A 25,493-nucleotide genomic window follows, 5' to 3' on the forward strand; every position below is an offset into this window, starting at 1 on the left:
CGCCGGCTGTCCCCGGTACGCGGGTCTCCGCCAAAGGGCCCGCCCGGCGGACACCACCCGCCGCCTGGGTCCGCAGCCCCCTTTCGGCGGCCCACGCCCGCAGCCCTGCCACAGACCTTGAGATTCGGAGTGCCCTCATGACCACGTCCGACGTGCGCCCCGGCCCCCTGCCCGCGGGAGGCGGCCTCTCCCCGGCCGCCCGGCGACTGCTGGAACAGCGGCTGCGCGGCCGGTCGACCGGCCGCGACGACGGCCCCGTCCGCGTCCGGCCCCGCCCGGAGCGAACTCCGCTGTCCGCCGCCCAGCAGCGCCTGTACTTCCTGGACCGGCTCGACCCCCAAGCCGCGACCTACCTGCTGCCCGCCGCCTGGCGGCTCAGCGGCCGGCTGGACGTTCCGGCCCTGCGTGCCGCCCTCGCCGACCTCGTCGTACGCCACGAACAGCTGCGTGTCGTCTTCCCCGAGCACGAGGGCGTCCCCTACCAGCGCGTCCTGCCGGCCGACGACGCCGTGCTCGACCTCGTCGACGCCGCCCCGGAGGGCGAAGACGCGGGCCGCCACCTGGACGCCGTCGTCCACGCCGCTGCCCTGCGCCCCTTCGACCTCGCCCGCGAACCCGCCTTCCGGGCGACGCTGGTGCGCGCCGGCGACGACGACCACGTCCTGGTGCTGGCCATGCATCACATCGTCTCCGACGGTTGGTCCCTCGACATCCTCATGCGCGACCTGGTCGAGCTGTACCGGGCCAGGCGCGAGGGATGCCGTGCCGAACTGCCCGAACTGCCCCTGGACTACGCCGACTACGCGATCTGGCAGCGCGCCGCCGACCAGGGCCCCACCCTCGACCACTGGACATCCCGGCTCGCCGGACTCACCCCGCTGGACCTGCCCACCGACCACCCTCGCCCCGACACCCCCTCCAGCCACGGTGCCGTCCACGCCGTCACCCTCCCGGCCACCCTGACCGACGCCCTCGCCACCCTGGGCCGCACGTTCGGGACGACGCCGTACATGACCGTGCTCGCCGCCTTCCAGGCCGCGCTCGCCTTCCACAGCGGACAGCACGACATCGCCGTCGGCACCGTCGTCGCCAACCGTGAACGGGCCGAGACCGAACAGCTCGTCGGGTTCTTCGTCAACACGCTCGTGCTGCGCGGTGACCTCTCGGACGACCCGACCCCGGCCGCACTGCTGCACCGCACCCGCGACCGGGTCCTTGAGGCGTTCTCGCACCAGTCGCTGCCCTTCGAGAAGGTCGTCGAAGCCCTCAGCCCCGAGCGCGACCTGGCCCGCAACCCGCTCGTGCAGGTGCTGTACACGCACACCGAGACCGGTGCGGGCACCCTCACCCTCGGTGAGGCCGACGGCACGCCCTACCGGATCGGGCTCACCACCGCCAAGTTCGACCTCACCCTCGACCTGCGCGACGGCGGCGGCCGCACCGAACTCGCCTTCGTCTACCGGCCCGACCTCTTCGCCGAGGAGTCCGTCGCCGCACTCGCCCGGCACACCGTCGCGTTCCTGGAGGCTTTCCACGCCGCCCCCGACGCGCCGCTGAGCACCGTCGACCCGCTCAGCACGGCCGAACGCGGCCGCCTGCTCGGACCGGACGGCCCCGCCCGCACCACCGAGACCCCCGCCGCCCTGCCGCGCACCGCCGCCGACCGGCTCGCCGACCACATCGCCCGCACCCCGCAGGCGGTCGCCGTCACCGGCTCGGGACGGAGCATGACGTACGCCCAACTCGACTCGGCAGCGACGGCGTTGGCCCGCCGCCTGCGCGCCGCGGGCGTCACGAACGGCTCCCTGGTCGGCGTCTGCCTCGACCGCACCCCCGACCTGGCCGTCGCCCTCCTGGCCGTCTGGCGGGCCGGGGCCGCCTACCTCCCCCTGGATCCGACCCACCCCAGGGCGCGGCGCGAGTTCACCGTCACCGACTCCGGCATCGAACTGATCGTCACGGACTCCGCCACCCACGGCGCCGTTGCGGGCCTGCCGGCCCGGCTCGTGGAGCTGGACGCGGCCGAGGACGGTGTCCCGGTCCAGGACGCCCCGCTGGCAGAGGACGTCGTCCCGGCCCACGAGGACCTCGCCTACGTCATCTACACCTCGGGCTCCACCGGCCGACCCAAGGGCGTCGAGATCACCCACGGCAACCTGGCCTGGCTGCTCGGCGCCGCCGACCGCCACTTCGACTTCGGTCCCGCCGACGTGTGGACCCTGATGCACTCGCCCGCCTTCGACTTCTCCGTCTGGGAACTGTGGGCACCGCTGGCCACCGGAGGGCGCGTCGCGGTCCTCACTGCTGACGAGGTGCGCGATCCGGCCGCCGTGCACCGGGTCCTGCGCGAGGAGGGCGTCACCGTCCTGAACCAGACCCCGGCCGCCTTCAAGGGTCTGCGTTCCCACCTCCAGGAGGCCGGGACCGACTTCTCCGCCCTCTCCCTGCGCACCGTCGTCTTCGGCGGTGACGCCTTCGACGTGCGCGACTACGGCGACTGGTTCACCGCCGCGGGGCCCCGCCCGGCGTTGGTGAACATGTACGGGATCACCGAGACCACCGTCCACGTCACGATCCGCACCATTACCGAGGACGACGTCCACGGCAGTGTCCGCTCACCCGTGGGGCGCCCGCTCACCGGAGCCCACGGCTACGTCCTGGACGCCTGGGGGCGCCTCGTCCCGCACGGCACCGTCGGCGAGCTGTACGTCGCCGGCGGCGGAGTGGCCCGTGGTTACCGCAACCGGCCCGAGCTGAGCGCGGAACGCTTCCTCGAGGACCCCTTCGCCGCCCCCGGCACTCGCATGTACCGCACCGGCGACCTCGTCCGGGTCCTGCCCGACGGGCAGCTCGCCTACGTCGGCCGCGCCGACCACCAGGTCAAGATCCGCGGCTACCGGATAGAGCCCGGCGAGATCGAGACCGCCCTGCGCGCCCTGCCCGGCGTCGCCGACACCGCGGTCGTGGCCCGCCGCGACGACGGCGCCGCCCGCCTCGTCGCCCACGTCGTCACCCCCGAGGGCCGCCCCCTGGACGCCCCCGCCCTGCGCGAACGGCTGCGGCTGACGCTGCCCGAGTACATGGTCCCCGCCCTGTTCGTACGCCACGAGCGACTGCCCCTGACCGCCAACGGCAAGGTGGACCGTGCCGCTCTGACCGCCGTGCGCCCCGCCTCGACAGGAGGGTCCGCCTACGTCGCCCCGCAGGGGGTGACCGAGCGCGCCCTCGCGGAGGTGTTCAGTCAGGTCCTGAGCGTCGAGCGGGTCAGCCGTACCGACAACTTCTTCGACCTCGGCGGCGACTCCATCCTCGCCCTGCGCCTGGTCGGCGTCGGCCGGCTCGCCGGACTCGGCTTCACCGTCGCCGACGTCTTCCGTGCCCGCACTCTGGCCGATCTCGCGGAACTGGTCACCGACGCCGCCGACACCCCCGAACCGGTCGCCCCCTTCTCCCTGATCGACCCCGCCGACGCGGACCGGCTGCCCGCGGGCCTCGCCGACGCCTACCCGCTCACCATGCTCCAGGCCGGCATGCTGCATGAGATGCTCGCCGACCCCCGGCGCGGCGCCTACCACAACGTCACCGACCTGAAGATCACCGTTCCCGAGGGCTTCGACGCCGCCGCCTTCCAGGCCGCCGTCGACGCCGTCGTCGCCGCGCACCCGATCCTGCGCACCTCCGTCGACCTCGTCACCTACCGCGAACCCCTCCAACTCGTCCACCGGGCCGCCCACCTGCCCGTCGGCTACACCGACCTGCGCCATCTGCCCCGTGAGGAGCAGCGCGACAGACTGCGCCGCTTCGTCGACGCCGAGTTCGACCGCCGCTTCGACCTGGCCACCGCCCCCCTCGTCCGGATCCACCTGCACCACATCACCGACCACGACCTGCGCCTGGTCCTCACCGACTGCCACGTCGTCCTCGACGGCTGGAGCCTGACCTCCCTCGTCGCCGACCTGCTGGCACTGCACCGCGAAGCGGTCACCCAGCGCACCGCACCGCGCCCGCCGAGCGTCCCGGCCTTCGCCGAATACGTCGCCCTGGAGCGGGCCGCGCTCGACAGCGAGGAATCCCTGGCCTACTGGCGCGACCGGCTCGCCGCACTGCGCCCGGTCACCCTGCGCCGCCGCACCGACGGGGCAGCCGTGGACGGGCCGCCGGTGCACGAGGTGCGACGCTCCTACGCCCACCTCGCCGAACGCATCGGCCGCCTCGCCAAGGAGGCGGGCGTGCCCCGCCGCACCGTGCTCCTCGCCGCCTTCCACCACACCATGAGCCTGTTCGCCGACCGGGACACCAGCGTCCAGGGACACAGCATCGGCCTGGTCACCAACGGACGCCCCGAGGTGCCCGGCGCCGACCGGATGCGCGGACTGTTCCTCAACACCGTGCCGTTCGGTGTGGAGCGGCCGCGCGGCGACTGGCTGGCCTACCTGCGGGACGTGTTCGGCGCCGAGCAGGAGATGCTCCCGCACCGCCGGGTGCCCCTGGTGCGCATCGCCCAGCTGCGGCCCACCGAACCGAACCTGACCGACACCGTCTTCAACTACGTCAACTTCCACCGCCTGGCGCACGACTCCTGGGACGACTCCCTGGAGATCGCCCGCACCATGTTCCCGCTGCTGGTGAACGCGAGCGTCAACGCCTTCACCCTGGACGCCGACCCGGAGTACGTCGCCCCCGCCACCGCCGAACAGGTCGCCGACGTGTTCGTGGCCCAGCTGGAGGCGATGACCGCCGACCCGCACGCCCGGGTGAGCCGGCCCGCGGCGGGCGGCGCCGCCCGCGCGACCGTCCTGGACTGGGCCGCGGGCCCGGATCTGCCCTCCTCCCCACTGCTGTTCCACGAGCACGTCGCCGAGCAGGCCGCCCGCACCCCGCACGCGGTCGCCGTCGAACACCGCGGGCAGCCGCTGACCTACGCCGAGCTGCACGAGCAGGCCGAACAGGTGGCCCGCAGGCTGAGGCTGCTCGGTGTCGGCCCGGAGACCGTGGTCGGCATCTGCGTCGACCGGGGCCCGGACTGGGTGCGCGCCGCCCTCGGCGTGCTGCGCTCCGGCGGTGCCTTCGTCCCGCTGGACCCCCAACACCCCACCGAGCGGCTGGCGTTCATGGCCCAGGACAGCGGCATGCGGGCGCTGCTGACCCAGCGGGCACTGGACGGCGCCGTACCCTTCGACGGCCCCACGATCCACCTGGACGTACCCGCCGAGCCGGTCGGACCCGTACCCGGCCGCGCACCCGACGCCGACACCCTCGCCTACCTCATCTACACCTCCGGCTCCACCGGTGTCCCCAAGGGCGTCGCGATCGCGCACCGCGGCCTGTCCAACATGCTCGAAGGACAGCGCGACCTGGTGGACCCCACCGCCGAGGACCGCATCCTGCAGTTCGCCTCCTTCGGCTTCGACGCCTCCATCCTGGAACTGACCTGGTCCCTCGCCAACGGCGGCTGCCTGGTCACCGCGCCCAAGGAGGACCTGCGTCCCGGCCCCGACCTGGCCCGCACCCTGCGCGCGGCCCGGATCACCGGCGGCATGCTGCCGCCCAGCGCCCTGGCCGTCCTCGGCGAGGACACCTTCCCCGACCTGCGCGTGCTGCAGGTGGCGGGCGAGGCCTGCCCCGGCGAACTCGCCGACCGCTTCTCGCCCGGCCGGCGCTTCCAGAACGTCTACGGCCTCACCGAGACCACCGTGTGGTCCGTCGCCGCCGACCTCGCCCCCGGCCAGGGCCGGCCGCCGATCGGCACCCCGATCCGCAACACCCGCATCCATGTCCTCGACGACGACCTCCAGCCCGTCCCGGTCGGTGTCCCCGGCGAGATCCACCTCGGCGGACAGGCCGTCGGCCGCGGCTACCTCGGCCGGCCCGCCCTGACTGCCGCCACCTACGTCCCCGACCCCTACGGCGAGCCCGGCGAACGGCTGTGCCGCACCGGCGACCTCGGCGCCTACCGGCCCGACGGAACCGTGGAGTGGCTCGGTCGCCGCGACGCCCAGGTGAAGCTGCGCGGCTTCCGCATCGAACTCGGCGAGATCGAGCACGCGCTCAGGCAGCTGCCCGGCATCCGCCAGGCCGTGGTCCTGCACCGCACCGACCTGCCCGGCGGTGAACCCGCCCTGGTCGCCTACCTCGTCACCACCGGGACCGACGGGTACACCCCCGAGGACCTGCGTGGCGCACTGCGGACCAGTCTGCCCGCGTACATGCTGCCGTCGCGGTTCGTCGTCCTGGACGAGATGCCCGTCAACCGCAGCGGAAAGATCGACAAGCGGGCGCTGCCCCTGCCGCCGACCGAACTCGACCAGGACGAGAGCGAGTACGTCGCGCCCGCCACCGCGGCGGAGCGGATCCTCGCCGAGATCTGGCGCGAGGTGCTGGGGCTGTCCCGCATCGGTGTCCACGACGACTTCTTCCGGATCGGCGGCAGCTCCCTGTCCACCGTCCGGGTGTCGTTGATGGCCGCCGGACGCGGACTGCCGGTGACGGTGGGCGATCTGATCGAACACCCCACCCTCGCCCGCCTCGCCGCCCACGCCACCCGCGCAGTCGGCGCCGGACTGCCCCGGACCGTCACCTCCGAGGTGCGGCTGCGCGAGGGCGAGGGCGAACCCCTGTGGTGCGTGCACCCCACCGGGGGCAGCGCCGCCTGGTTCGTACCGCTGGCCCGCGCCCTGCCGCCCGGCCGGCCCGTCCACGCCTTCCAGGCCCGCGGCCTGCTCGGCGGCGTCGACCCCAGCACCGTGACCGGCATCGCCGCCAACTACGCCGCCGAGATCACCGACCGCGGCGTGCCGGGCCCGCACGCCCTGCTCGGCTGGTCCATGGGCGCCAACATCGCCCTGGAGATGGCCACCCAGCTCCACCAGAGCGGGCACCCGGTCGCCCCGCTCGTCCTCATCGAGCCCTACCTGCCCAACCCCGCCGCCCGCGCCCGCCTCGAAGGTGTCACCCGGGACCTGCGCGAAGCCCTGCGGTTGCGGGACCGGCTGCGCGAACTGCCCGCCTCCCCACAGCGGGACCGGGCCACCGCCGAACTCACCGCGACCCTCCTGGGCGCCGGTATGAGCCCGGCCGAGGCGGCCCTCGTCGAGGGCGCCCCCATCGAGGTCTGGCACTCCCTGCTCGCCGCGCTGGCCGGCTACGAGGTCCGGCCCTATCCCGGCCACATCCACCTGGTGGTCGGCAGCGAGGCCGCCGGCCTGCCCCGTGGCGTCGCGATGCCCGGCCTCGACGTCGACTACGAGACCTACGTCGCCCGCTGGCGCGAGACCGCACGGGGCGGGCTGACGCTGCACATCAGCGACGGCGACCACATGTCGATGATGGCCGAGCCCCAGGTCACCGGAATCGCCGGCCTGCTCGCGGCCCTGGAGACGGGAGAAGCCCGATGACCACGCACGCCCCCGCCCGCACCGAGCGCTACCTGCTCGCCCCCGACCTGGTCGCCGACCCCTACGGTCACCTCGACGCCCTGCGCGAGAGCGCGCCGGTCAAGTGGAGCCCGCTGCACCATGCCTGGCTGGTCACCGGCTACGACGAGGTCATGCGCTGCCTGCGCGACCGGGCCGTCTCCGCCGACCGGGTCCGGCCCCTGATGGACGCCGTCCCGCAAGGGGCCCGTGAGGACGCCGAGCGCGCCTTCGGCATCCTGTCGCGCTGGATGGTCTTCAACGACCCGCCCCAGCACCGACGGCTGCGGCAGGTCTTCCAGGAGGCGTTCGCCGCCCGTGCCGTCGCCCGCTACAGCGCCTTCACCCAGAAGGTGACCCATGCCGTGCTCGCCCGCAAGGCCGCCCCAGGCAGCAGCGGCGACCTCATGGCCGACCTCGCCAAGCCGCTGCCGGCCCTGGTCTTCGCCCGCTGGCTCGGCATCCCGCCCACCGACGGGCCCTCCTTCTGGTACTGGAACACCCGCGTCGCCGACCTCGTGCTCGGCACCGCCCAGGAGGAGAGCGAGTACCGCGCCTCCCTGCAGGCCCTGGTCAGCCTGGAGGACTACCTCGGTGCCCTCGTCGCCCGGCGGCGCGCGGAGCCCGGCGACGACCTGATCAGCCAGGTGCTCGGAGAGGGCCGGGTGGGCGACTCAGTGAGCGAGGAGGAATTCGTCGGGATGCTCACCCAGATGGCGTTCGCCGGCGGGGAGACCACCAGCAACCTCATCGCCAACACGGTCCTGGCCCTGCACACCCGCCCCGACCAGCTGGCCGCCGTGCGCGCCGAACCGGAGCTGGCCCAGGGCGCGGTGGAGGAGACGCTGCGCCTGGACGGCCCCTCGAAGATGTCGATCCGCACCGCCGCCCAGGACCTCGAACTCGGCGGTCACCCGGTCCGCGCCGGCGACCGGATCTTCCTCGTGACCGCCGCCGCCAACCGGGACCCCGCCCGCTTCCCCGACCCGGGCCGCTTCGACGTCACCCGTACCGGCACGACCCACCTGGGGTTCGGCTTCGGCGCCCACTTCTGCATCGGCGCCGCGCTCGCCCGCCTGGTCGCCGTCTGCGCGGTGCGCACGCTGGTGTGCGAGCGGCCCGGCCTGGCCCTGGCCGACCCGGAGCGTCTCACCTGGCAGCCGTCCCTGCTCAACCGCAGCCTCACCGCCCTGCCCGTCCACTACTGACCGGACCGCACGCGTCCCCTCGAAGAGAGGCACCCCCATGGCCACCACCCTCGCCGCGGACCGCCCGCGGCTGTGGGCGCCCGCCCGGCACCGTTCCTTCCGCCTGCTGTGGACGGGGCAGGCGCTCTCGCTGCTCGGTGACGGATTCAGCGTCATCGCCTTCTCCTGGATCACCCTGAGCCTGACCGGGTCCACCCTCACCCTCGGCTATGTCCTGGCGTTCCAGGCCGTGCCCCGCGCCCTGCTCACTTTGGTGGGCGGCACCCTCGGCGACACCTGGTCCACCCGCACCCTGATGGTGGCCTCCAGCTGGACCCGCGCCGTGCTGATGGCCACGGTCGGCGCCGCCGGACTCACCGGACACCTGACCGTGTGGATGCTGTGCGCGGCGGCTGCCGCCTTCGGCGCCGTCGATGCGTTCTTCCAGCCGGCCCGTGTCTCCATCCTGCCGTCGGTGGTCGACAAGGAGCTGCTCGCCCCGGCCAACGCGCTGCTGGGCGCCGGCGCGCGTACGGCGGCTGTCCTGGGCCCGGCCGTCGGCGGTGTCGTGATCGCCCTGACGCAGGCGCCGGTCGCCTTCCTCGTCGACGCGGTCTGCTTCGCCCTGTGCGGCCTGTGCGTCGCCCGCATCCGCACCCGTCCCCGGCCCGACACCCCCAGGACCGGACCGGCCACGACCGGCCCGTCCCTCGGTGCGCGCATCCGAGAGGGCGTCACCTTCACCTGGCGCGACCCGCGCCTGCGCACCATCGTCGCCCTCGACACGGCTGTGAACTTCTGTTACGCGGGCCCCTTCACGGTCGGTTTCGCCACCCTCGCCGACCAGGTGCTGCGCGGCGGCTCGGCCACACTCGGCGTCCTCAACGGCGCCCTGGCCGGGGGAGCGGTCCTCGGCACCCTCGTCGGCGGCGCGGTGGGCGGACGGCCCCGCGTCGGCCTGCTGGTGGCCGCCCTCGCGGGCTGGCTGGGCGCGGGGATGGCCGTCCTCGGCCTGGCGCAGAGCACCCCGGTCGTGGTCGCGACCGTCGTGGCCATGGGTTTCGCCATCGGCTACCAGGGAGTGTTCGGCCTGAGCTGGATCCAGCGGAACATCCCGCAGGACGTCCTGACCCGCGTCGTCTCCGTCGACATGGTCCTCGGCTACGCGGCCGCGCCGCTGTCGCTGATCCTGTGCGGTCTTCTGGCCGGGACGGGGCACCTCGCCCTGTTCGGTGTCGTAGCCGTGGTCCTCGCCGGCACGGGACTGGCGGTGCTCGGTTCCCGCGCGGTGCGGGAGATGCGCTGACCCGGTCGGGAGGGTCAGCCCGAGCGCAGAGCGGCCGATCTCGCGCACAGGTCCGCGCGGTTGGCCGCTCCCGTCTTGGTGATGAGACTGGCGATGTGCTTCTCCGCGGTGCGGGGCGAGATGAACAGCCGGTCGGCTATGCCCTTGTTGCTCAGCCGCTCCGCGAGCAGCCGGAACACGTCGAACTCCCGGACGGTCACCCCTTGGGTGCGCAGTTGCTCCGGAATGCCGCTGGTGCCGCTGCGGTGCTGGTGCACCGGGGCGCCCAGGCGGCGCAGTCCCGCCCGGCAGGCGCCGGTGACGGCGGGGATGTCCCGCTCGTGGAAGTAGTGCTCGGCACCCCGCAGCCAGCCCACCGGATCTCCCCAGCCGTCCTGGTGCGCGGCGTCCGCGATCAGCCGCAGCCCCAGTTGCTGGGCCAGCGGATACGGTTCGGCCGCCACCAGTGCCACCTCGACGGCGGCCGTCGCGTCCGTCCGGGCCCCCTCCCGTCCCAGCAGCACGGCCTCGGCCAGGTGGACGAACTGCCGGTTCCACCGCATGCGGGCCATGGCGGTCGCGGTGATCTCCGCGTGCCGGGCCCGGTCGGCGTCCCCGGCCAGCACGTCCAGCAGGAGCAGCACACCGTGGGTGCCGCTGAGGTGGTACGTGGAAGGGTTGTCCGCCTCCATGGCCTGCACCGCCGCCAACTCCGCGCGGGCCAGGTCCCGGTTCTCCTCCAGCAGCGCGCAGAAGGCCCGCGCCAGGCCCAGGCTGAGCGGCTCCTCCTGCGAACCGGCGCCGTCCCACTCGGTGAACGCCGCGAGGGCCGCCTCCATCGCGGGCCGGTCCCCGCGATGGGCTTCCAACGTGGCCTGCGCCATCAGCACGTAGCGCACGGCGGGGGCCAGGCGCAGCCGGCGGACGACGGCCAGGCACTCCGCGGCGGCCGAGCGTGCGGCGGTGTCCTCGCCGCGCAGGACGGCATCGAGGACGAGGATGCCGTCGACGGTGTGCACGATGTTCACCGAGCCCAGGCGCAGCGCCTCCTCACGGGCCGTCAGCAGTCCCGAGGTGTCGCCCTCGGCGAGCCAGGCGTTGCCGCCCATGCGGGTGGCCGCGTACATGCGCTGCAACGGCAGCCGGTGGCGTTCGGCGGCGGACAGGGCCTGGCCGAGCATGGCCGCCGACTCCTGCGGGTCCCGTTCGCGTGCCACGGTGGCGAGCAGTTCCCAGGCCTGGCAGGCGACGACGGGCAGCCCGTGACGCTCGGCGGTGTCGGCGGCGGAGCGGGCCAGTTTCTCGGCGTGCTGGGTGCGGTCCGGGCCGGGTGTGTCCAGGGCGAGGTAGGCCGCGGTGACGTCCACGGCCGCCGCGGTGGCTTCGTCGGGGGCGGCGGCCAGCACTTCGCGGGCGCGGGCGATCTGCCGGTTGCCGTCGCTCCACCGGCCCGCTGTGTGGGCCACCTTGGCCAGCCGTGCGTGCAGCGTCGCCAGGCGTTGGACGCTCAGGCCGGCGCCGCCGAGTGCGTGCAGGTCGTCCACCAGGTCGAAGGCGCGCGCGAAGTCGCCGGCTTCGGCGAGGGCGGGGAGCAGGTTCTCCAGGGCCGCCGCCCGTGCCTGCGGATCGCCCGCGTCGGCGAGCAGGGACTCGGCTCGGCTGAGCAGTGTCACGGCGGAGTTCAGGGCGCCTGCCGTCAGGGCGCGTCCGCCCGCGTCGGCGTAGAGGAGCCCGGCCTCGACCCGGTCGCCGGCCTCGCAGCGCAGGCTGGCGGCCAGGGCGCACCAGTCGCCTTCCAGGGCCGGGTGGAGTTCCTCCACCGCCTGTGCGCCCTGTCGTGCCAGCTCCGCTCGCTGGCCCGGTGTCATCTGGGTGAACAGGGCTTCGAGGGTGGGGGAGTGGCGGAAGGAGTACCAGTCGGGGGCGGGTTCGTCGGGTACGAGCAGCCGGGCGGCGACGCCGGCGTGGAGATGGCCGAGCAGGGTCCGGTCGTCGACGCCGGTCATGTGCTGCAGGACGGAGAGCGGGAAGCGGCGGCCCAGCACCGCCGCGGCCGACAGCAGGTTCAGGCCCTGGGCGCCGAGCCGGTCGATGCGGCGCAGGATGCCGCGGGCCAGTGTTGAGGAAACGTCACGGCGCAGGTCGCCGACGGCGCGCCAGCCGCCGGGGCCCTGTACCAGGGTGCCCGAGCCGATCATCGACTGCAGCAGTTCCTCGACGAGGTAGGGGCTGCCCGCGCTGTCCTCCCAGAGCCTGCTGAGTACTGCGGCGGGGACGTCGTCCGGGCTGTCCGCGCCGAGTTGCGCGGCGATCACCTCGTGCACCTGTGGCTGGGACAGGGGTGCCAGTTCGACCACGGTGGCGGCGCCGCGGCGGCGTGCGGACTGGGCGAGGTCCAGTGCGTCGCTGATGTCGGTGCGCACGGTGGCCACCAGCAGGACAGGCGTGTACGCCAGGTTGTCGACCAGGTACTCCAGGACGCCGAGTGTCTCGGGGTCGGCGTCGTGGAGATCCTCCAGCAGCAGTAACTGGCCCTGTCCGCGTCCGGCGGCGATGAGGAGGCGCAGTACGGCTTCGCCGAGGATGACCATGGAGCTGCTGTCGCGTTCGCCGGTGTCCCAGTCGGGGACCAGCCGGCCCAGGACCGGGCGGTAGGGGCCGAGCGCGAGGTCGTCCATGGGGTCGCCGCCGCGGAACAGCGACATCAGCGCCTCGGTGAGGGGCCGGAACGGTACGGCGGGGCCTGTGGTGCTGCTGCGGCCGCGCAGCACGCGCATCCCGGAGCCCAGCGCTCCGCCCACGGCCTCCGCCGCGAGGCGGGACTTGCCGACTCCGGCCTCGCCGACCAGGAAGACGACGCTGCCCATGCCCTGCCTTGCCTCGGCCATGGCGCGCTCGAGCTGGGTGAGTTGGGGGTCCCGCCCGACCAGGGAAGGCGTATGGGAGCGCATGGACGCTGATGATAAGCGGCGGAGTGAGCCGGGGGCAGAGCGCACCGTGATCGAGGTCGTCTCCCGGTGCGCTTGAGGTGAGGAGGTGGGGTCTTGCGTCGCCGGGCGGGGTGCTGCGGGAACGCGGCGGCGCGGGCCCGCTGCGGCGGGCCCGCGCCATCACGTGGAACGGCTGGGGAGCGTCGGTCAGTTGGGGGCGGAGACCGAGGTGTCCAGGGTGCTCAGCGTGATGACGATGCCGCTGGTGAGGACCATGCCGGCCAGCACGCGGGCGCGGGCGCAGGCGCGGTTGCGGCCGGAGAGGGTGATGCCGCCCGCGGCGTCCTGCTCGGTGTGCGCGCTCGCGGCGGTGTCGGCGGCGGTGAACTCGGCGGAGTCGGCGGCGATGAGGTGCTTGTCCATGACGGTGGTCCCTTCTGGTGTCCCGTGCGGGGCGCACGGGGCGGGAGGTGGGAGGTGCCGTGGTGCTGACGAGCGGAGGTGCGGGTGGGTCAGTGGTCGGGGTGGTGCAGGAGCAGGACCGACGGGACGGTCCTCGGGTGGGCCAGGCGGAGCAGTCCGTAGCCGATGCCGGCCAGGCCGGTCATCAGTCCGGGCGAGGGAACGTGGTCGGGGGTGGCGCAGTGGTGGCTCTGGGCCTCGACGAGGGCGAGGACGTGACCGCTGTGCCGTCCCAGGGCCGACTGGGCTGTGGTGTCGCCCTGTTGGGCCAGGACGGCCAGGGCCTCCAGCCTGCCGAGGGCGCCCTCGGCGAGGCTGAGGTCGGGGCCGGTGCAGGCGTCCGCGAGGCGGGCGGTGGCTTCCGGCAGGCCGGCGGCGGCCCTTCCGGCAAGTCCGTGCGACCAGGACAGATCCGCTTCTTCGCCGGTGGGCGGCGTGGAGTCGAGCAGGGCGCGGGCGGCCTCGGTGGCACGGGTGGCGCGCTCGGGCCGGTGTCCGGCGTAGCGCTGGAGCGCCCACGCGATGCCGGCGGTGCCGTCGGCGAGATCAGCGGTGGACGGGCTGTGGCCGGCTGCCCGCGCTGCCAGCAGCAGGTCCGCGACCCGGTCCGCCAGGTGCAGGGTTGCCGGATCACCGGTGGCCTCGTACGCGGCGACCACGGCGGCCAGTGCCCCGGCTCGGCCCTGGGCCAGCCCGGGGTCGGAACATGCCGCCGCGGCGTGGCCCAGTGCGGTCAGCGCGTCCGGCAGGCATGCCCGCAGGTCCTCGTCGAGGATCTGTGCCAGTCGGACCAGGGCGTACACGATCCCGCCGAGTCCGTCGTAGGCGCCCGGGCCGGCCGCCGCGCTCAGTTCGGGGTCCTCGGCGAGCGCCTTGAGGAGGGCGGGGAGCGGGCGTACCGCCTCGCGGGCTGCCATGCCGTAGCGCCCGGATCCGGTGAGTGCTTCGGTGTGGGCCAGGAACAGCGCGACTCCGCAGTATCCCTGGGCCAGGCCGGCCCCCATGGGCAGTACGGCCCAGTGAGCTCCCGACACCCGTTCCAGGCCGATCCAGTTGGTGCGGGATCCGCCCCGGACCGCGCGGGCGGCGATCTCGTCGGCGATCCCGCACGCGGCGGCCAGCAGGCGGGACGGTTCCGGTGCCACCGGCGGTACAGGGGCCGGGGCCAGTTCCGACCGCGGGCGGTCCAGCGGTGAACTCGCGCCGCGTACCGCGAGGGTGGCCGAGATGATCCATTCCTGGTCGTGGCAGTCGACCTCGTCCATGCGGCCGATCTTCTCGCGCACCGCTGTCGCGGCGGCCATCGGCAGCACGCCGGGCAGCGAGGTGCCGTCGTCGGCATGGACCGCGGTGGCGGTGGGCCGGTGGGTGAAGAAGGGGATGTCGCCGCGCCACAGTGCTGCGGTCTCGTGCTCGGTGAGGCGCTCGCGCGCCGTGTCGTGCGCGGACTCCGTCCACAGCACCGCGAACACCCCCTCCCGGGCCAGTGCGTTGCCCAGCAGCGCGGGGTGGGTGGACTCCTCCAGGAGGGTGGCGTACAGCCGGGTCGCACGGGCGATCAGCCGGGCCGGACGCTCCGTCCAGTGTGCCAACGGGCCGTCGGTGTCGAGCAGTTCGCGGCGGTGTGCGGCGATCGCCGTGTAGGCGGTGCGGAATCCTCCCAGCAGGGCAGCCGTGTGGTCGGCGTCGGAGAGCGAAGTGCCGTTGGGCAGCGGGTGGTTCTGGGCGGCCGGGCTGGGCAGCGGGCCGCGGACGGCCCGCATCGTGTCCTGTCCGCTGTCCTCCCAGCGCAGCCCCTCGCTGGGGAAGGTGCCGTCGGTGTCGCGGCCGAGCGCGGAGATGTCCAGGGCGCCGTGTTCACCGATGAGGAGGTGGGGGAGCAGGCAGGTGCGGTGGACGGAGGCGGCCAGGGCGTCCGCGGCCGGGTCGGCGCCCGCCGTGAGGGGCTGTCCGAGACCGGTGTGCAGCAGCGTCTCGGCGTCGACCAGGACCGGCTGGTCGCCGTGGGCGATGACGTTCTCGTAGTGCATGTCGGCGCCGTCCACCGCGTACAGCAGGGCCAGCAGGGCGCCTTGGCGGCGGTAGAAGGCATCGGTCTGGGTGACCGAGGTGCACCAGCGGTGCTCGATGAACTCCAGCCAGCCGTGGGTGTCGCGGCGCAGCGTGCGCGGTGTGCGCAGCCCCAGTCCGGGCACCTTGGCGTTGAGCCAGGCGACCAGGTGGTCCAGCAGGGCGTGCTGGTCGAGCGGGCGGGGCTTGTGCACGAGCCGGCTGCCGTCGGCGAAGTGCAGGATCGCCACGGACCGGTTGCCCTGGTGGGCGTCGCCGCGGCCGAGGTCGACGCGGACGAGCCTGCCCGGCGCACGGCCGTCGAGGAGGGTGGCGGTCAGGGCGGGGCGGTCGGCCTGGAAGCGGGTGACCAGCTCGGCGGCGGCCTGCGTTGCGTCCAGGGCGGTCCGGGTCAGCATCCGGGCCAGCACGGGGTAGGTGGCGAACAGGTCCGACAGTCCCCGCCGGGTGCCGGTGGCCGCGGCGAAGGAGGCGAACCGCTCGCGCGGACCGGCCCCCGCCAGGAGCCCGGAGCGCCGGGCGGTGTGCAGTTCGTGGACCAGGGTGCGGGCGGCCTGCCGGACCAGCTGTCGGGTCAGGCGCCGGGTGAAGCCGTCCCGCCACACGGTGGCTTCGGCGTCCGGGACGCCGGCCGTCAGGTCCGCGAGGCGGGCGGCGGCCGTGGCGACCAGCGGCCTGACGACCGGTGCGAACACGTCGGGGCCCTCGCCGCTGACCTCGACCTCGACAAGGCCGTCGGGCGCGCCGGCCAGAACCTCTTCCGCGTAGGACGCCCAGTCGGGCTTGGCGGTCCGCTCCGCGAGGCACTCGGCGGACTCGGCGGCCAGGGCTGCCGCCGTGTCGCCGTCCACGCCCAGGCGGTCCAGCCGCAGGGCGAAGCCCTCCGCGTCTCCGACGGCCCAGGGCATCGGCCCAAAGGCGCCGGTCGCGGCGGCCGCCCCGGGGTGCCCGGGGGCTTGGAGCCGCTCCGTGAGGGTCAGCGCCGGGGCCCACCAGGTGGCGGGCAGTCCGGCGCTCCGGGGAGTCGGGAGGCTGGCGGTGTCGGTCACGAGAAGAAGGTCGCAGACCCTCTGCGGCCCCCACATGGGTAACCGTCCCCCATATTCTCCCCGGCCCTCTCCCCACCGGTGGGGGTATGGGGGACGGGCCGAGGAAACCGCAGGTGGGAGACGTGCTCCCTCGTGCGTGCGCAGGGGGCGGCGGTGGGGAGCGGGGCCGCCCGGACCGGGGTGGGGCGGTGCCCGGGTGGTCGTGCTCCCCCATGGCTCCCCATGCCGGGGTCCGTACGGCCTGCGCCCCGTCTCCCCGGGCCGGCTGAGCGGCCGGGTCTGACCCGCCCGTCCGGTGGCACCGGGGTGTGGGGCGTGGCCGGTGCGCAAATGTGGGGTCCGGCTACCGATGCCCCGGCGGGCGTGGGGACGGCACGGTGTTCTCAGTCCCCATGCCGAACCGTCCGCGGAGCCTCAGGCCCGGCGCACGATCTTCCAAGGAGCAGCAGATGGGAGCACCCGTACGTGTCAGTGTGGTCGCACTCGACCCGGTGCTGGAGGCAGGCATCCGCGCGACCCTGCTCGTCCGATCCGAACTGACCGTCTGCGAGCCCGCCGACGCGCGGGTCGCCGTCCTCACCGTGGACCGGCTCGGTCCGGCCGAGCTCGACATGGTGCGCGCCACCCGCACCCAGTCCCACCGCCCCGCCGTCGTCCTGGTGGCGGGCACCCTCGCCTCCGGGGACGTGCTGCACGCTCTCGCCGCCGGTGCCCGGGGCCTGCTGCTGCGCCGGGAGGCCGATGCCTCCCGCCTGGCCCACGCGGTGCTGGCAGCCGCGCGCGACGACTGCACCCTGCCACCGGGCCTGCTGGAGGAGCTCCTGGACCAGCCGGACGCATCCGTGCGCGGCTCCGGAGGCTGGAGCGAGGGCATGCTGTCCGAACGGGAGCGTTCGGTGCTGCGCCTGGTGGCCGACGGGCACGAGACGGCGGAGATCGCGCAGCGGCTCGCCTACTCGCCTCGCACCGTGACCACCGTCGTGCACGACATCACCCAGCGCTTCAGGTTGCGCAACCGCGCCCACGCGGTCGCCTACGCACTGCGGGCGGGCCTGCTGTGACCGCCACCCTGACAGCGCCGCCCGCCGCCCCTGCCGTCGCGGTGCGGGTCGTGCCCGCCCCGGGCGCGGAACGCATCCGTGCGCTCGCCGAACGGGCCGGACTTGAGCCCGGCGCGGACGCGTACGCGTGCGCCGGGACGGTCACCGTGATCGTCGCCGCCGATACGGAACGGGCACTGCGCGTGCCGCGCACTCCCGGGCCGGTGCTGTTCGTCTGCGACACCGTCAGCCCGGAGGGCCGACGGCGGGTCCTGCGCGCCGGAGCGGTCGTCATCGGTGCCGCCGAACTGAACGAGGACAGCCTCCTCAGGGCCGTCCACCGGGCCGCGCACCCTCATCCGAGCATCCCCTACCCGGAGTTGTCGGGCGTGCTGAGCACCGGCATCCGCCCGCACGGAGCGCCCGCCCCCGGCACGCCGGCCCTGACCGCGCGGCAGACCTCGGTCCTGCGCCTGATGGCCGAGGGACACGGCAACGCCGACATCGCCCTGCTGCTGGGCTGCTCCGAACACACCGTGAAGAACGTCATCTACGAGCTCATGACCCGACTGCAGGCCCGCAACCGCGCCCACGCGGTCGCCCACGCCGTGCGCCACGGCCTGGTCTGATTCCTGGACCGACCCGTCCACGACGCGGGGCACGGGAACGCGCGCTCATGGTGCCTTACGGGCACCGAGGGCCGGCCCGTCGCCCCGCGCGGTCGTGTGGGCGAAGTCGTGGGAGAGACGGGCGGTCAGTTCGCCGGCAGCAGGCGCGGCTCGATGCGCTCCTCCACGGCCCGTCCGTTCTCCCGTCGCACCAGGTACGCCGCCTTGTGCGGCAACTCCGCCACCGCCTCGACGAGTTCGGTTCCGCGGTAGACCAGGCCCACCCCGTCGTCGGTGCAGTGGGCCTCGGTGAAGGTGCCGTCGGTGACCAGGCGGTGGATCAGCGGGCGGCGGCCCTCGTCGGAGTCGTAGTGCACTCCGTTGCCGTAGGGGAGCAGGGCGAGTCCGTCGGTGACCGCTCGCAGCTCGGGTCCGAAGGAGTCGGTGGTGCCGCCCTCGTACCAGCAGATGGAGCCCGCGCTCACGCCGGCGAGGACCACTCCGGCCTGCCAGGCGCGCCGCAGGACCGTGTCCAGGGCGTGCACCCGCCATACGGCGAGCAGGTTGGCCACCGATCCGCCGCCCACCCACACCACGTCGTGGTCGAGCACCGTGGCCTCGATGTCCTCGACGTTGGGCATGGGGAACAACTGCAGCGGGGTGAGGTCGTAGCCCGCCACCCGGGCCGCTTCGGAGACCCGCGCGGCGACATGCTCGGCGTCTCCCGCCGCGGTGCCGACGTGGAGGATGCGCGGGCGTCTGCCGTGCACGCCGGAGAGGTCGACCGCGTGGTGGACCAGGGAGTCGAAGAGCACCCGCGTGCGTCTGCCGGGGCGAAAACCGCCTGAGGTGGCGACGATGGTGGGTTCGGGTGCTGTCATCCGCGTGATCGTATACCGATCACCGTGGTGGAAAGCGTGAGTGATGTGTGAAGGCGGTGCGCAGGTCGGAAACGGCTGGGCGCATGCCAACAGCGGGGCGGGGACCGGTGGTTGAACCGGTCCCCGCCCCGCTGCCGGGTGCGGGTCAGCAGGTGCGCAGGCCCACGGCGGCCGCATACCCGGACGGGACCAGAACGTCGCGCACCGCCCAACCCGGTGCCGGGTCGGTGGGCGTCGGGCCGGTACCCAGGTAGTCGAGCGCGGGATTGCGGACCAGACCCGTGCCCAGCCCTTTGAGGTAGGCCTCCTTGCGTACCCAGGCGCGGGTGAACGCCGCCGGCCGGCTGTAGGCGGGCAGGCGTGCCAGCTCGTCCGCCTCCGCGCAGTGCAGTGCCGCCTGCGCGCTGAGCATGACCTTCACGGTGGCCAACTCCTCCACGTCGACGCCGACCGGCGCAGGCGCGAGCGCCACCAGCACCAGCCCCCCGCTGTGCGACAGCGAGAAGTGCACCCCTGATGCGGGCAGCACGGGGCGCCCGTGCGGCCCGCCGCAGCCCGTGCAGGGCTCGCGGGTCAGCGCCAGCGCGTCGGCGCGTACCCCGAGCACGACGCTGAGCACGCCCCGCAGCGCCGCGTGGGCGACCACGTAGGCGTCGCGGTCCCGGTCGTGCCGGAAGGCGCGGGCGCGGGCCCGTTCCTCCGCGTCGAGGACCTCGCGGGCGTGCCGGAGGGTCTGCGCGTCCTGCTCCGCGACCCGGGCCAGGTACAGCTCCAGCGGGGCACGCAGGGCACGGGGGCCTTGCCCGGCCGGCCTGTCCCGCAGCCCCGACAGGTCCAGCACGGCCGGACACAACCGCTGCGGCAGTGCGAGAGGTGCGGCGGGAGCGGTCAGGGCGCAGGACGTGGCGGCGGTCGGCGGATCGTGGGCCGAGGGACCCGGGAGCCTGCCCGGGAGTCCCTCAGGCATCTGCCTCGGCCAGCCGCCGGCGCAGGCTCAGCGGACGCATGTCCGTCCAGATCACGCCGATGTGGTCCAAGCACGCCTGCCGGCCTCCGCGCAGCCCCTCCGGGTGCCAGCCCGCGGGCAGTTCGCGGTCCGCCCGCCAGATCGAGTACTGCTCCTCGTCGTTGCGTACCACGAGGTACTCCTCGTCGATGTCCGGGCGGACCTCCTCGGCGTCCGCGCCGTTGGCGAAGTCGGGTTGCGTCACGGTGAACCTCCCGCGGGTGATGGGGCCGGCCGCAGGTCACGGCCGACGCCGACAGCGTGCCCGCACCCCGAAGGCCCGGGTCAGGGACGAACGCGCCGACCCCGTGGCACGTGTTGCTGCCGGATCTTCTCTGTCGGCCCACCCCCGCCGCGCGGGACGGTGCTCTGCGGCCGGAGAACCCGGCAGACCCGGGGCGGACCACCGTCCGCCCCGGGGCCGGTCGCCTCCCCGCACCCCCCTTTCCGGAAGGAGCACGCGATGTCGGACGAGCACGCACCTGTCCTGCTGCCGGGCGGAGGCTGGCGGCTGTGGGAACAGTTCGCGCTGCGCGGCCCGGGCTTCCCCGCCGACGGCGTGCTGCGCCTGGCCCCGCCCGGACTGGCCGAGGCCGCCGACAAGTTCGGCCCCGGCACGGCGCTGTCCGGCCCCGAGTGGGACGGCTTCACCGAGGAGCTGGCCGCCGCCGCCGTGCACACCGCCCGCCACCTGCAGGAGGTGGCCGCCCGGCCCCGCTTCCAGGCGGCTCTGGCCTGGCAGAACCCCGCCGTACTGCGCACCGGCATCGCCCCGTTCCTGCGGTGGAAGCCGGGCAGCGATGCGCGCAGCAGCATGCCCCGCCAGCGTGAGGAGCTCGTCGCGCACTACTGGCAGCGGTTCTGCGTGAAGAACGACACCATCGGCTTCTTCGGCCCCGTCGGCTGGGGCAGCTGGGACCTCACCGCGCCGGACGCCGTCTCCACCCGCGCTGGGAACGCCTTCCTGGCCGCGGGAGAGGTGTACTTCTCCGGCTGGGCGATCGACGCCCTGGCGAAGGTGCTGGCCGAGGACGCCGCGCTGATGCGCTGGATCCCGCCGCGCCGCGTCTCCATCGTCCGTGTCGTCGGCACCACCGTCCGGGTGCCCGGGCGTCCCGCGCAGCCGGTGGGGGAGCGTGAGGCGGCCGTGCTGGAACTGTGCGACGGGACCCGGCCGGTGGCCGAGATCGCCGCCGCACTCGATCTGCCCGAGGACGACGCAGCCGCCGTCGTGGGGGAGTTGGCGCGCAGGCGCTGGGTGCACTGGCGCCTGGAGGTACCCGCGGCCACCCACCCCGACCGCGCGCTGCGCGCCATCGTGGAGCGGGTCCCCGACGCGGCGGCACGTGGTCGCGCGCTGGCCAAGCTCGCCGTCCTGGAGGGCGGGCGTGACGCCGTGCGCGACGCCGGCGACGACGCGGACGCGCTGACCGCGGCGATCGGCGCCCTGGAAGCCGACTTCGCCGCCCTCACCGACACCGAGGCCCAGCGCGCCAAGGGCGCCCGGACCGCGCCCTGCCGCGGCCTGGTCTACTCCGACACGCGTCGCGCGGCCACCGCCACCGCAGGACCGGACCTGCTCGCCCACCTGGAACCCCTCCAGCTGTGCCTGACCGCCGCGCGCTGGATGACCAACCGCTTCGCCGACGGCATCCGCGCCCGCCTGCGCACCGTGTACGACCGGCTCGCCGCCGACGGCCCCGTCGACCTCGCCACCTTGTGGCTGCACACCCTGCCCTCACCGCACCCCGAGGCCGGCGACCTCATTGACGCCGTCCAGGGCGAACTGCGCGCCAAGTGGGCCCGCCTGCTCGACATCCCGCCCGGCGCGCGCCGAGTCCGGCTGGCCACCGCCGACCTCGCCGCCAGGGTCCGTGAGGAGTTCGAGGAGCCCGGGGACGGCTGGTCCCTGGCCCGCTACATCAGCCCCGACCTGCTCGTCGTCGCCGAGGACCAGGCGGCGCTGGCACGCGGGGACGTGGAACTGGTCCTGGGCGAGATGCACTGCGCCCTGAACACCATGGGCGCCTCCCTCTTCGTGCACCAGCACCCCGACCGCGACGAGCTGATCGCCGAGACCAGCCGCGACTTCCCCGCCACGCGTCTGCTGCCCATGCTCGCCAAGGAGCTGCCCCTGAAGTGGTCCACCCGCAGCCGCCCCTCGCTCGACCGGGACCAGGACCACTACGTGGCGCTGGTCGACCAGACCGGAGACCCCCACCGTCCGCGCACCGCGCTGAGCGCCGACGTCCTGGTGGAGGACACCGACGGCCGGCTGACAGCGGTGCTGTCCGACGGCACCCGCTACGACCTCCTCGACGCCTACGCCAACACCCTCACCCAGCGCGTGATGGACCGCTTCACCCTGCGCCCCGAAGGCGACCACACCCCGCGCATCAGCGTCGATCGCATGATCCTGGCCCGCGAGACCTGGCAACTGCCGGTCGCAGAGGTCGACTTCGCCGACGAGAAGTCGGAGGCCGCCCGCTTCGTCCGGGCCCGCCACTGGCAGGGCCGCCACGACCTGCCGCGTTTCGTGTTCGTCGTCTCCCCGGCCGAACCCCGCCCGTTCTACGTCGACTTCGACAGCCCCGTCTACATCACCATCCTCGCCAAGGCCGCCCGCAGGCTCGCCCGCAAGGACCTCGGCGCCCGCCTGAAGGTCAGCGAGATGCTGCCCACCCCCGAACAGGCCTGGCTCACCGACGCCGACGGACAGCGCTACACCTCCGAACTGCGCTTCGTCGCCGTCGACCAGACCGTCACCGGCGAGGGGGGCCGGTGATGCGCACGTTCGCCGACGACATCGCCGAACACGCCGCCCGGCACCCGCGGCGGATCGCCCTGGAGACCCCCGACGGTCCGGTGACCTACCGGCAACTCGACGACCGGACAGCGGAGGTGACCCGTCTGCTGCGGGCGCACGGAGTGCGGCCGGAGACCGTCTGCGCCGTCGCCGTCGAGCACGGCCTGGACGCGGTCGCCGCCATGACGGCCGTGCTGCGCTGCGGCGCGGCCTTCCTCACCCTGGATGTGAGCCAGCCCCGCGACCGGCTGGCATCCTTCGTCCGCAGCGCGGGCGCCCGACTGCTGCTGACCACCACAGAGCACGCCGCCGCCTTCCGTCTCGGCGTCCCCGTCGTCCGCCTCGACGCACCGGACCGTGCCGCCCCGGCCGACGACCCTCCCCTCGCGCCCGCCGACCCCCGGGCCCTGGCCTACGTCAGCCACACCTCCGGCAGCACCGGCGAGCCGAGCCCCGTCCTCGTCGAGTACCACGCCCTCGACAGCTACCTGCGCGACACCGCCCGGGCCCTCGGCCTCGGCCCCGACACCGTCGCCCTGCAGACCGCTCCACTCGGCTACGACGCCTCGATCCGCGACACCTTCGCACCCCTGCTGGCCGGCGCCCGCCTCGTCCTCGTGGAGCGCGCCCGGCTGCTGCGCCCGGCCGAGTTCGCCCGCACCGTGCGCGAACACCGTGTCACCGCCCTGCTCAGCGTCACCCCCTCCTTCCTCACCCACCTCGCCGGACAGCGCGACCTTTCCGACCCGCTGGCCGGCGTCACCCTCGTCGCGTCCAGCGGCGAGTCCCTGCGCCCCTTCCTCACCGCGGGCGGCCGGCACCTCGTCCCCGGCCGACTCGTCAACCAGTACGGGCCGACCGAATGCACCATGACGACCACCCGCCACAGTGTCGCGGCCGACCCGGACCCGGCCGACGACATCGTCGGCCTGCCCAGGAGCGGCGCCACGATCCGCGTCCTCGGCCCCGACCTCGCACCCGTCCCCGACGGCGCCGTGGGCGAGGTGTACATCGGGGGCACGGGCCTCGCCCGCGGTTACGGAGGGCTCCCGGCGCGCACCGCCGCCTCGTTCGTCCCCGACCCCTACGGACCGCCCGGCTCCCGCATGTACCGCACCGGTGACCTGGGTCGGTGGAGCCCTCAAGGGCTGCGCTACGAAGGCCGAGGTGACCGGCAGATCAAGATCCGCGGCTACCGCGTGGACCCCGCCGAGATCGAGGGCGCCCTGCTCACCCACCCCGCCGTGAGCGGGGCCGTCGTCACCCCGCACACCGACGACCGCGGCCGCGTCTACCTGGCCGCGCACGTCACCGGAGACCACACGATGCCGGACGCCGCCCTGCGCGCCCATCTGGCCCGCACTCTGCCGCCCCACCTGATGCCGCGCCTCTTCCACCGCCACACCGCCTTGCCCACCACCCGCGGCGGCAAGGCCGACCGCAGCCGCCTGGTCGCCGGGAGCACCGCATGAGCACGCCGACCACCACCGGCCGCCCGACCACGCTCGGCACCTGGCCCACGACCACGCACGCCGCGGCCCACCTCCCTGGTCCCGCCGACCTCGCCATCGCCGCCGCGCGCATCGCCCCGTACATCGTGCGCACCCCCCTGCTGCCCGGTCCGAGGACCGCCGCCTGCGGCCCACGCCTGCTGCTGAAGGCCGAACACCGCCAGATCGGCGGCTCGTTCAAGACCCGCGGTGCCGCCAACGCCGTTCTCGCCCTGAACGCCGACCGCGTCGTCACCGGCTCCTCCGGCAACCACGGCATCGCCCTCGCCCGTATTGCCCGTACCCTCGGCCTCGAGCTGACCGTCGTCCTCGCCTCCGGTGCCGCCCCCGCCAAAGCCGCCGCCATCCGCGCCCTGGGCGCCCACACCGTCCAGGTGGGCGGGGGAGTCGCCGCGCGCGAGGAACGCGCCAGGGCTCTCGCCGAGACGACCGGCGCCGCCCTCGTCCCCTCGTCCGACCACCCCCTGGTGATCGCCGGCCAGGGCACGGTCGGCACCGAACTCCTCACCGACGCCCCCGACACCGAGACGGTCTACGTCCCGGTCGGCGGCGGCGGCCTCCTGGCGGGCGTCTGTCTCGCCGCCACCGGACGCCCCGTCCGGGTCGTCGGCGTGGAACCCGCCCTCACCTCGCGCTACGCACGCTCCCTTGCCGCAGGACATCCCGTCCAGCTGCCGCCGAGCAACACCGTCGCCGACGGCCTGCGCGGCCAGCGGCCCGGACGCCTCACGTACCCGATCATCCGTGACCGGGTCGATGACCTCATCGCCGTCGGCGAGGCCGAGATCCTCGCCGCAGCAGCCCTGTTGTGCCGCCACGGCGTCGACGCCGAACCCAGCGGTGCCGTCGCCCTGGCCGGAGCCCTGCGCGCCGGCCGCCGCGAAGCCGCCGTGGCCGTCGTCTCCGGCGGCAACACCGCCGCCCGCCTGCACACCTGCATCGCACCCACCACCTTCCAGGAGGACACGCCATGACCGAGAAGACCGCCACCGCCGTCAGCACCCTCGACCTGCTCGTCGACGTCTTCCGCGACGTCCTGGACTACGCCGACCTCACCGCGGACACCGACTTCTACGAGGCGGGCGGCGACTCCCTGACCGCCTTCCAGATCACCGGCCGCCTCCAGGAGATCCTCGGCTCCGAAGACGTCCCGGTCTCCCTGGTCTTCGCCTACCCGACCCCGCGCGACCTCGCCGAGGTCGTCGACGCCGACTTCGGCCGCCCCTGACCCCGGGCATCGTGGCGC

The 25,493-nt window shown here is 74.3% G+C and carries 15 protein-coding genes; 9 read left to right on the top strand and 6 right to left on the bottom strand.

The genetic code is table 11. The features are described 5' to 3' along the window. The first annotated feature begins 137 nt into the window (after positions 1 to 137). Genes ACIOHP_RS13185 through ACIOHP_RS13195 form a run of 3 tightly spaced genes read left to right on the top strand, consistent with a single transcriptional unit; the run spans position 138 to position 9,905 of the window. Positions 138 to 7,394 carry an amino acid adenylation domain-containing protein gene (locus ACIOHP_RS13185; protein WP_401886620.1) on the top strand — a complete coding sequence of 2,419 codons (7,257 nt, stop codon included), beginning with the start codon at positions 138 to 140 and terminating at the stop codon, positions 7,392 to 7,394. Further along, complete coding sequence (locus ACIOHP_RS13190) at positions 7,391 to 8,620, top strand: cytochrome P450 (protein ID WP_401886622.1); 1,230 nt, start codon at positions 7,391 to 7,393, stop codon at positions 8,618 to 8,620. Before ACIOHP_RS13185 ends, ACIOHP_RS13190 begins: the two co-directional genes overlap by 4 nt. Positions 8,621 to 8,657: 37 nt before the next feature. Beyond that, complete coding sequence (locus ACIOHP_RS13195; protein ID WP_361550162.1) at positions 8,658 to 9,905, top strand: MFS transporter; 1,248 nt, start codon at positions 8,658 to 8,660, stop codon at positions 9,903 to 9,905. Positions 9,906 to 9,919: 14 nt separating this feature from the next. Here the strand turns inward: ACIOHP_RS13195 and ACIOHP_RS13200 are convergent, their stop codons facing one another. From ACIOHP_RS13200 to ACIOHP_RS13210, 3 genes are all read right to left on the bottom strand, one after another. Next, positions 9,920 to 12,835: an AAA family ATPase gene (locus ACIOHP_RS13200; protein WP_401886625.1), complete on the bottom strand. Its 2,916-nt coding sequence runs from the start codon at positions 12,833 to 12,835 to the stop codon at positions 9,920 to 9,922. A 186-nt stretch (positions 12,836 to 13,021) separates the two neighbouring features. Beyond that, positions 13,022 to 13,237 carry a hypothetical protein gene (locus ACIOHP_RS13205; protein WP_401886628.1) on the bottom strand — a complete coding sequence of 72 codons (216 nt, stop codon included), beginning with the start codon at positions 13,235 to 13,237 and terminating at the stop codon, positions 13,022 to 13,024. Positions 13,238 to 13,326: 89 nt separating this feature from the next. Continuing rightward, on the bottom strand, positions 13,327 to 16,395 hold the full coding sequence (locus ACIOHP_RS13210) for a type 2 lanthipeptide synthetase LanM family protein (protein ID WP_401886631.1): 3,069 nt from the start codon (positions 16,393 to 16,395) through the stop codon (positions 13,327 to 13,329). Positions 16,396 to 16,844: 449 nt separating this feature from the next. On the opposite strand from ACIOHP_RS13210, the gene ACIOHP_RS13215 reads away from it, so the two are divergent. Continuing rightward, entirely contained in the window at positions 16,845 to 17,456 is a 612-nt protein-coding gene (locus ACIOHP_RS13215) for a LuxR C-terminal-related transcriptional regulator (RefSeq protein ID WP_401886634.1), read from the top strand. Further along, positions 17,453 to 18,064 (top strand): response regulator transcription factor, encoded by a 612-nt coding sequence (locus tag ACIOHP_RS13220; protein WP_401886637.1) that lies wholly within the window; start codon positions 17,453 to 17,455, stop codon positions 18,062 to 18,064. The genes ACIOHP_RS13215 and ACIOHP_RS13220 overlap by 4 nt, the downstream gene beginning before the upstream one ends. A gap of 125 nt (positions 18,065 to 18,189) precedes the next feature. Here the strand turns inward: ACIOHP_RS13220 and ACIOHP_RS13225 are convergent, their stop codons facing one another. The 3 genes from ACIOHP_RS13225 to ACIOHP_RS13235 form a co-directional block, all read right to left on the bottom strand. Next, the gene (locus tag ACIOHP_RS13225; protein ID WP_401886641.1) at positions 18,190 to 18,924 is read right to left on the bottom strand and encodes a Type 1 glutamine amidotransferase-like domain-containing protein; all 735 of its coding nucleotides are present in this window, start codon (positions 18,922 to 18,924) and stop codon (positions 18,190 to 18,192) included. Positions 18,925 to 19,069: 145 nt separating this feature from the next. Beyond that, complete coding sequence (locus ACIOHP_RS13230; RefSeq protein ID WP_361491736.1) at positions 19,070 to 19,891, bottom strand: 4'-phosphopantetheinyl transferase superfamily protein; 822 nt, start codon at positions 19,889 to 19,891, stop codon at positions 19,070 to 19,072. Continuing rightward, the gene (locus ACIOHP_RS13235) at positions 19,884 to 20,081 is read right to left on the bottom strand and encodes an MbtH family NRPS accessory protein (RefSeq protein ID WP_361491875.1); all 198 of its coding nucleotides are present in this window, start codon (positions 20,079 to 20,081) and stop codon (positions 19,884 to 19,886) included. The genes ACIOHP_RS13230 and ACIOHP_RS13235 overlap by 8 nt, the downstream gene beginning before the upstream one ends. Positions 20,082 to 20,393: 312 nt before the next feature. On the opposite strand from ACIOHP_RS13235, the gene ACIOHP_RS13240 reads away from it, so the two are divergent. The 4 genes from ACIOHP_RS13240 to ACIOHP_RS13255 are packed head-to-tail and all read left to right on the top strand — an operon-like array spanning position 20,394 to position 25,475. Beyond that, positions 20,394 to 22,715, top strand: coding sequence for a lantibiotic dehydratase (locus ACIOHP_RS13240; protein WP_401886645.1), 2,322 nt, complete (start codon positions 20,394 to 20,396; stop codon positions 22,713 to 22,715). After that, the gene (locus tag ACIOHP_RS13245; RefSeq protein WP_401886648.1) at positions 22,715 to 24,208 is read left to right on the top strand and encodes an amino acid adenylation domain-containing protein; all 1,494 of its coding nucleotides are present in this window, start codon (positions 22,715 to 22,717) and stop codon (positions 24,206 to 24,208) included. Before ACIOHP_RS13240 ends, ACIOHP_RS13245 begins: the two co-directional genes overlap by 1 nt. After that, on the top strand, positions 24,205 to 25,221 hold the full coding sequence (locus tag ACIOHP_RS13250) for a pyridoxal-phosphate dependent enzyme (protein WP_401886651.1): 1,017 nt from the start codon (positions 24,205 to 24,207) through the stop codon (positions 25,219 to 25,221). Before ACIOHP_RS13245 ends, ACIOHP_RS13250 begins: the two co-directional genes overlap by 4 nt. Further along, positions 25,218 to 25,475: an acyl carrier protein gene (locus ACIOHP_RS13255; protein WP_401886654.1), complete on the top strand. Its 258-nt coding sequence runs from the start codon at positions 25,218 to 25,220 to the stop codon at positions 25,473 to 25,475. Before ACIOHP_RS13250 ends, ACIOHP_RS13255 begins: the two co-directional genes overlap by 4 nt. The last annotated feature ends 18 nt before the right edge of the window (positions 25,476 to 25,493 follow it).

Origin of the sequence: Streptomyces sp. NPDC087859, from assembly GCF_044742595.1 — a bacterium.
Classification (GTDB): Bacteria; Actinomycetota; Actinomycetes; order Streptomycetales; family Streptomycetaceae; genus Streptomyces; species Streptomyces canus_F.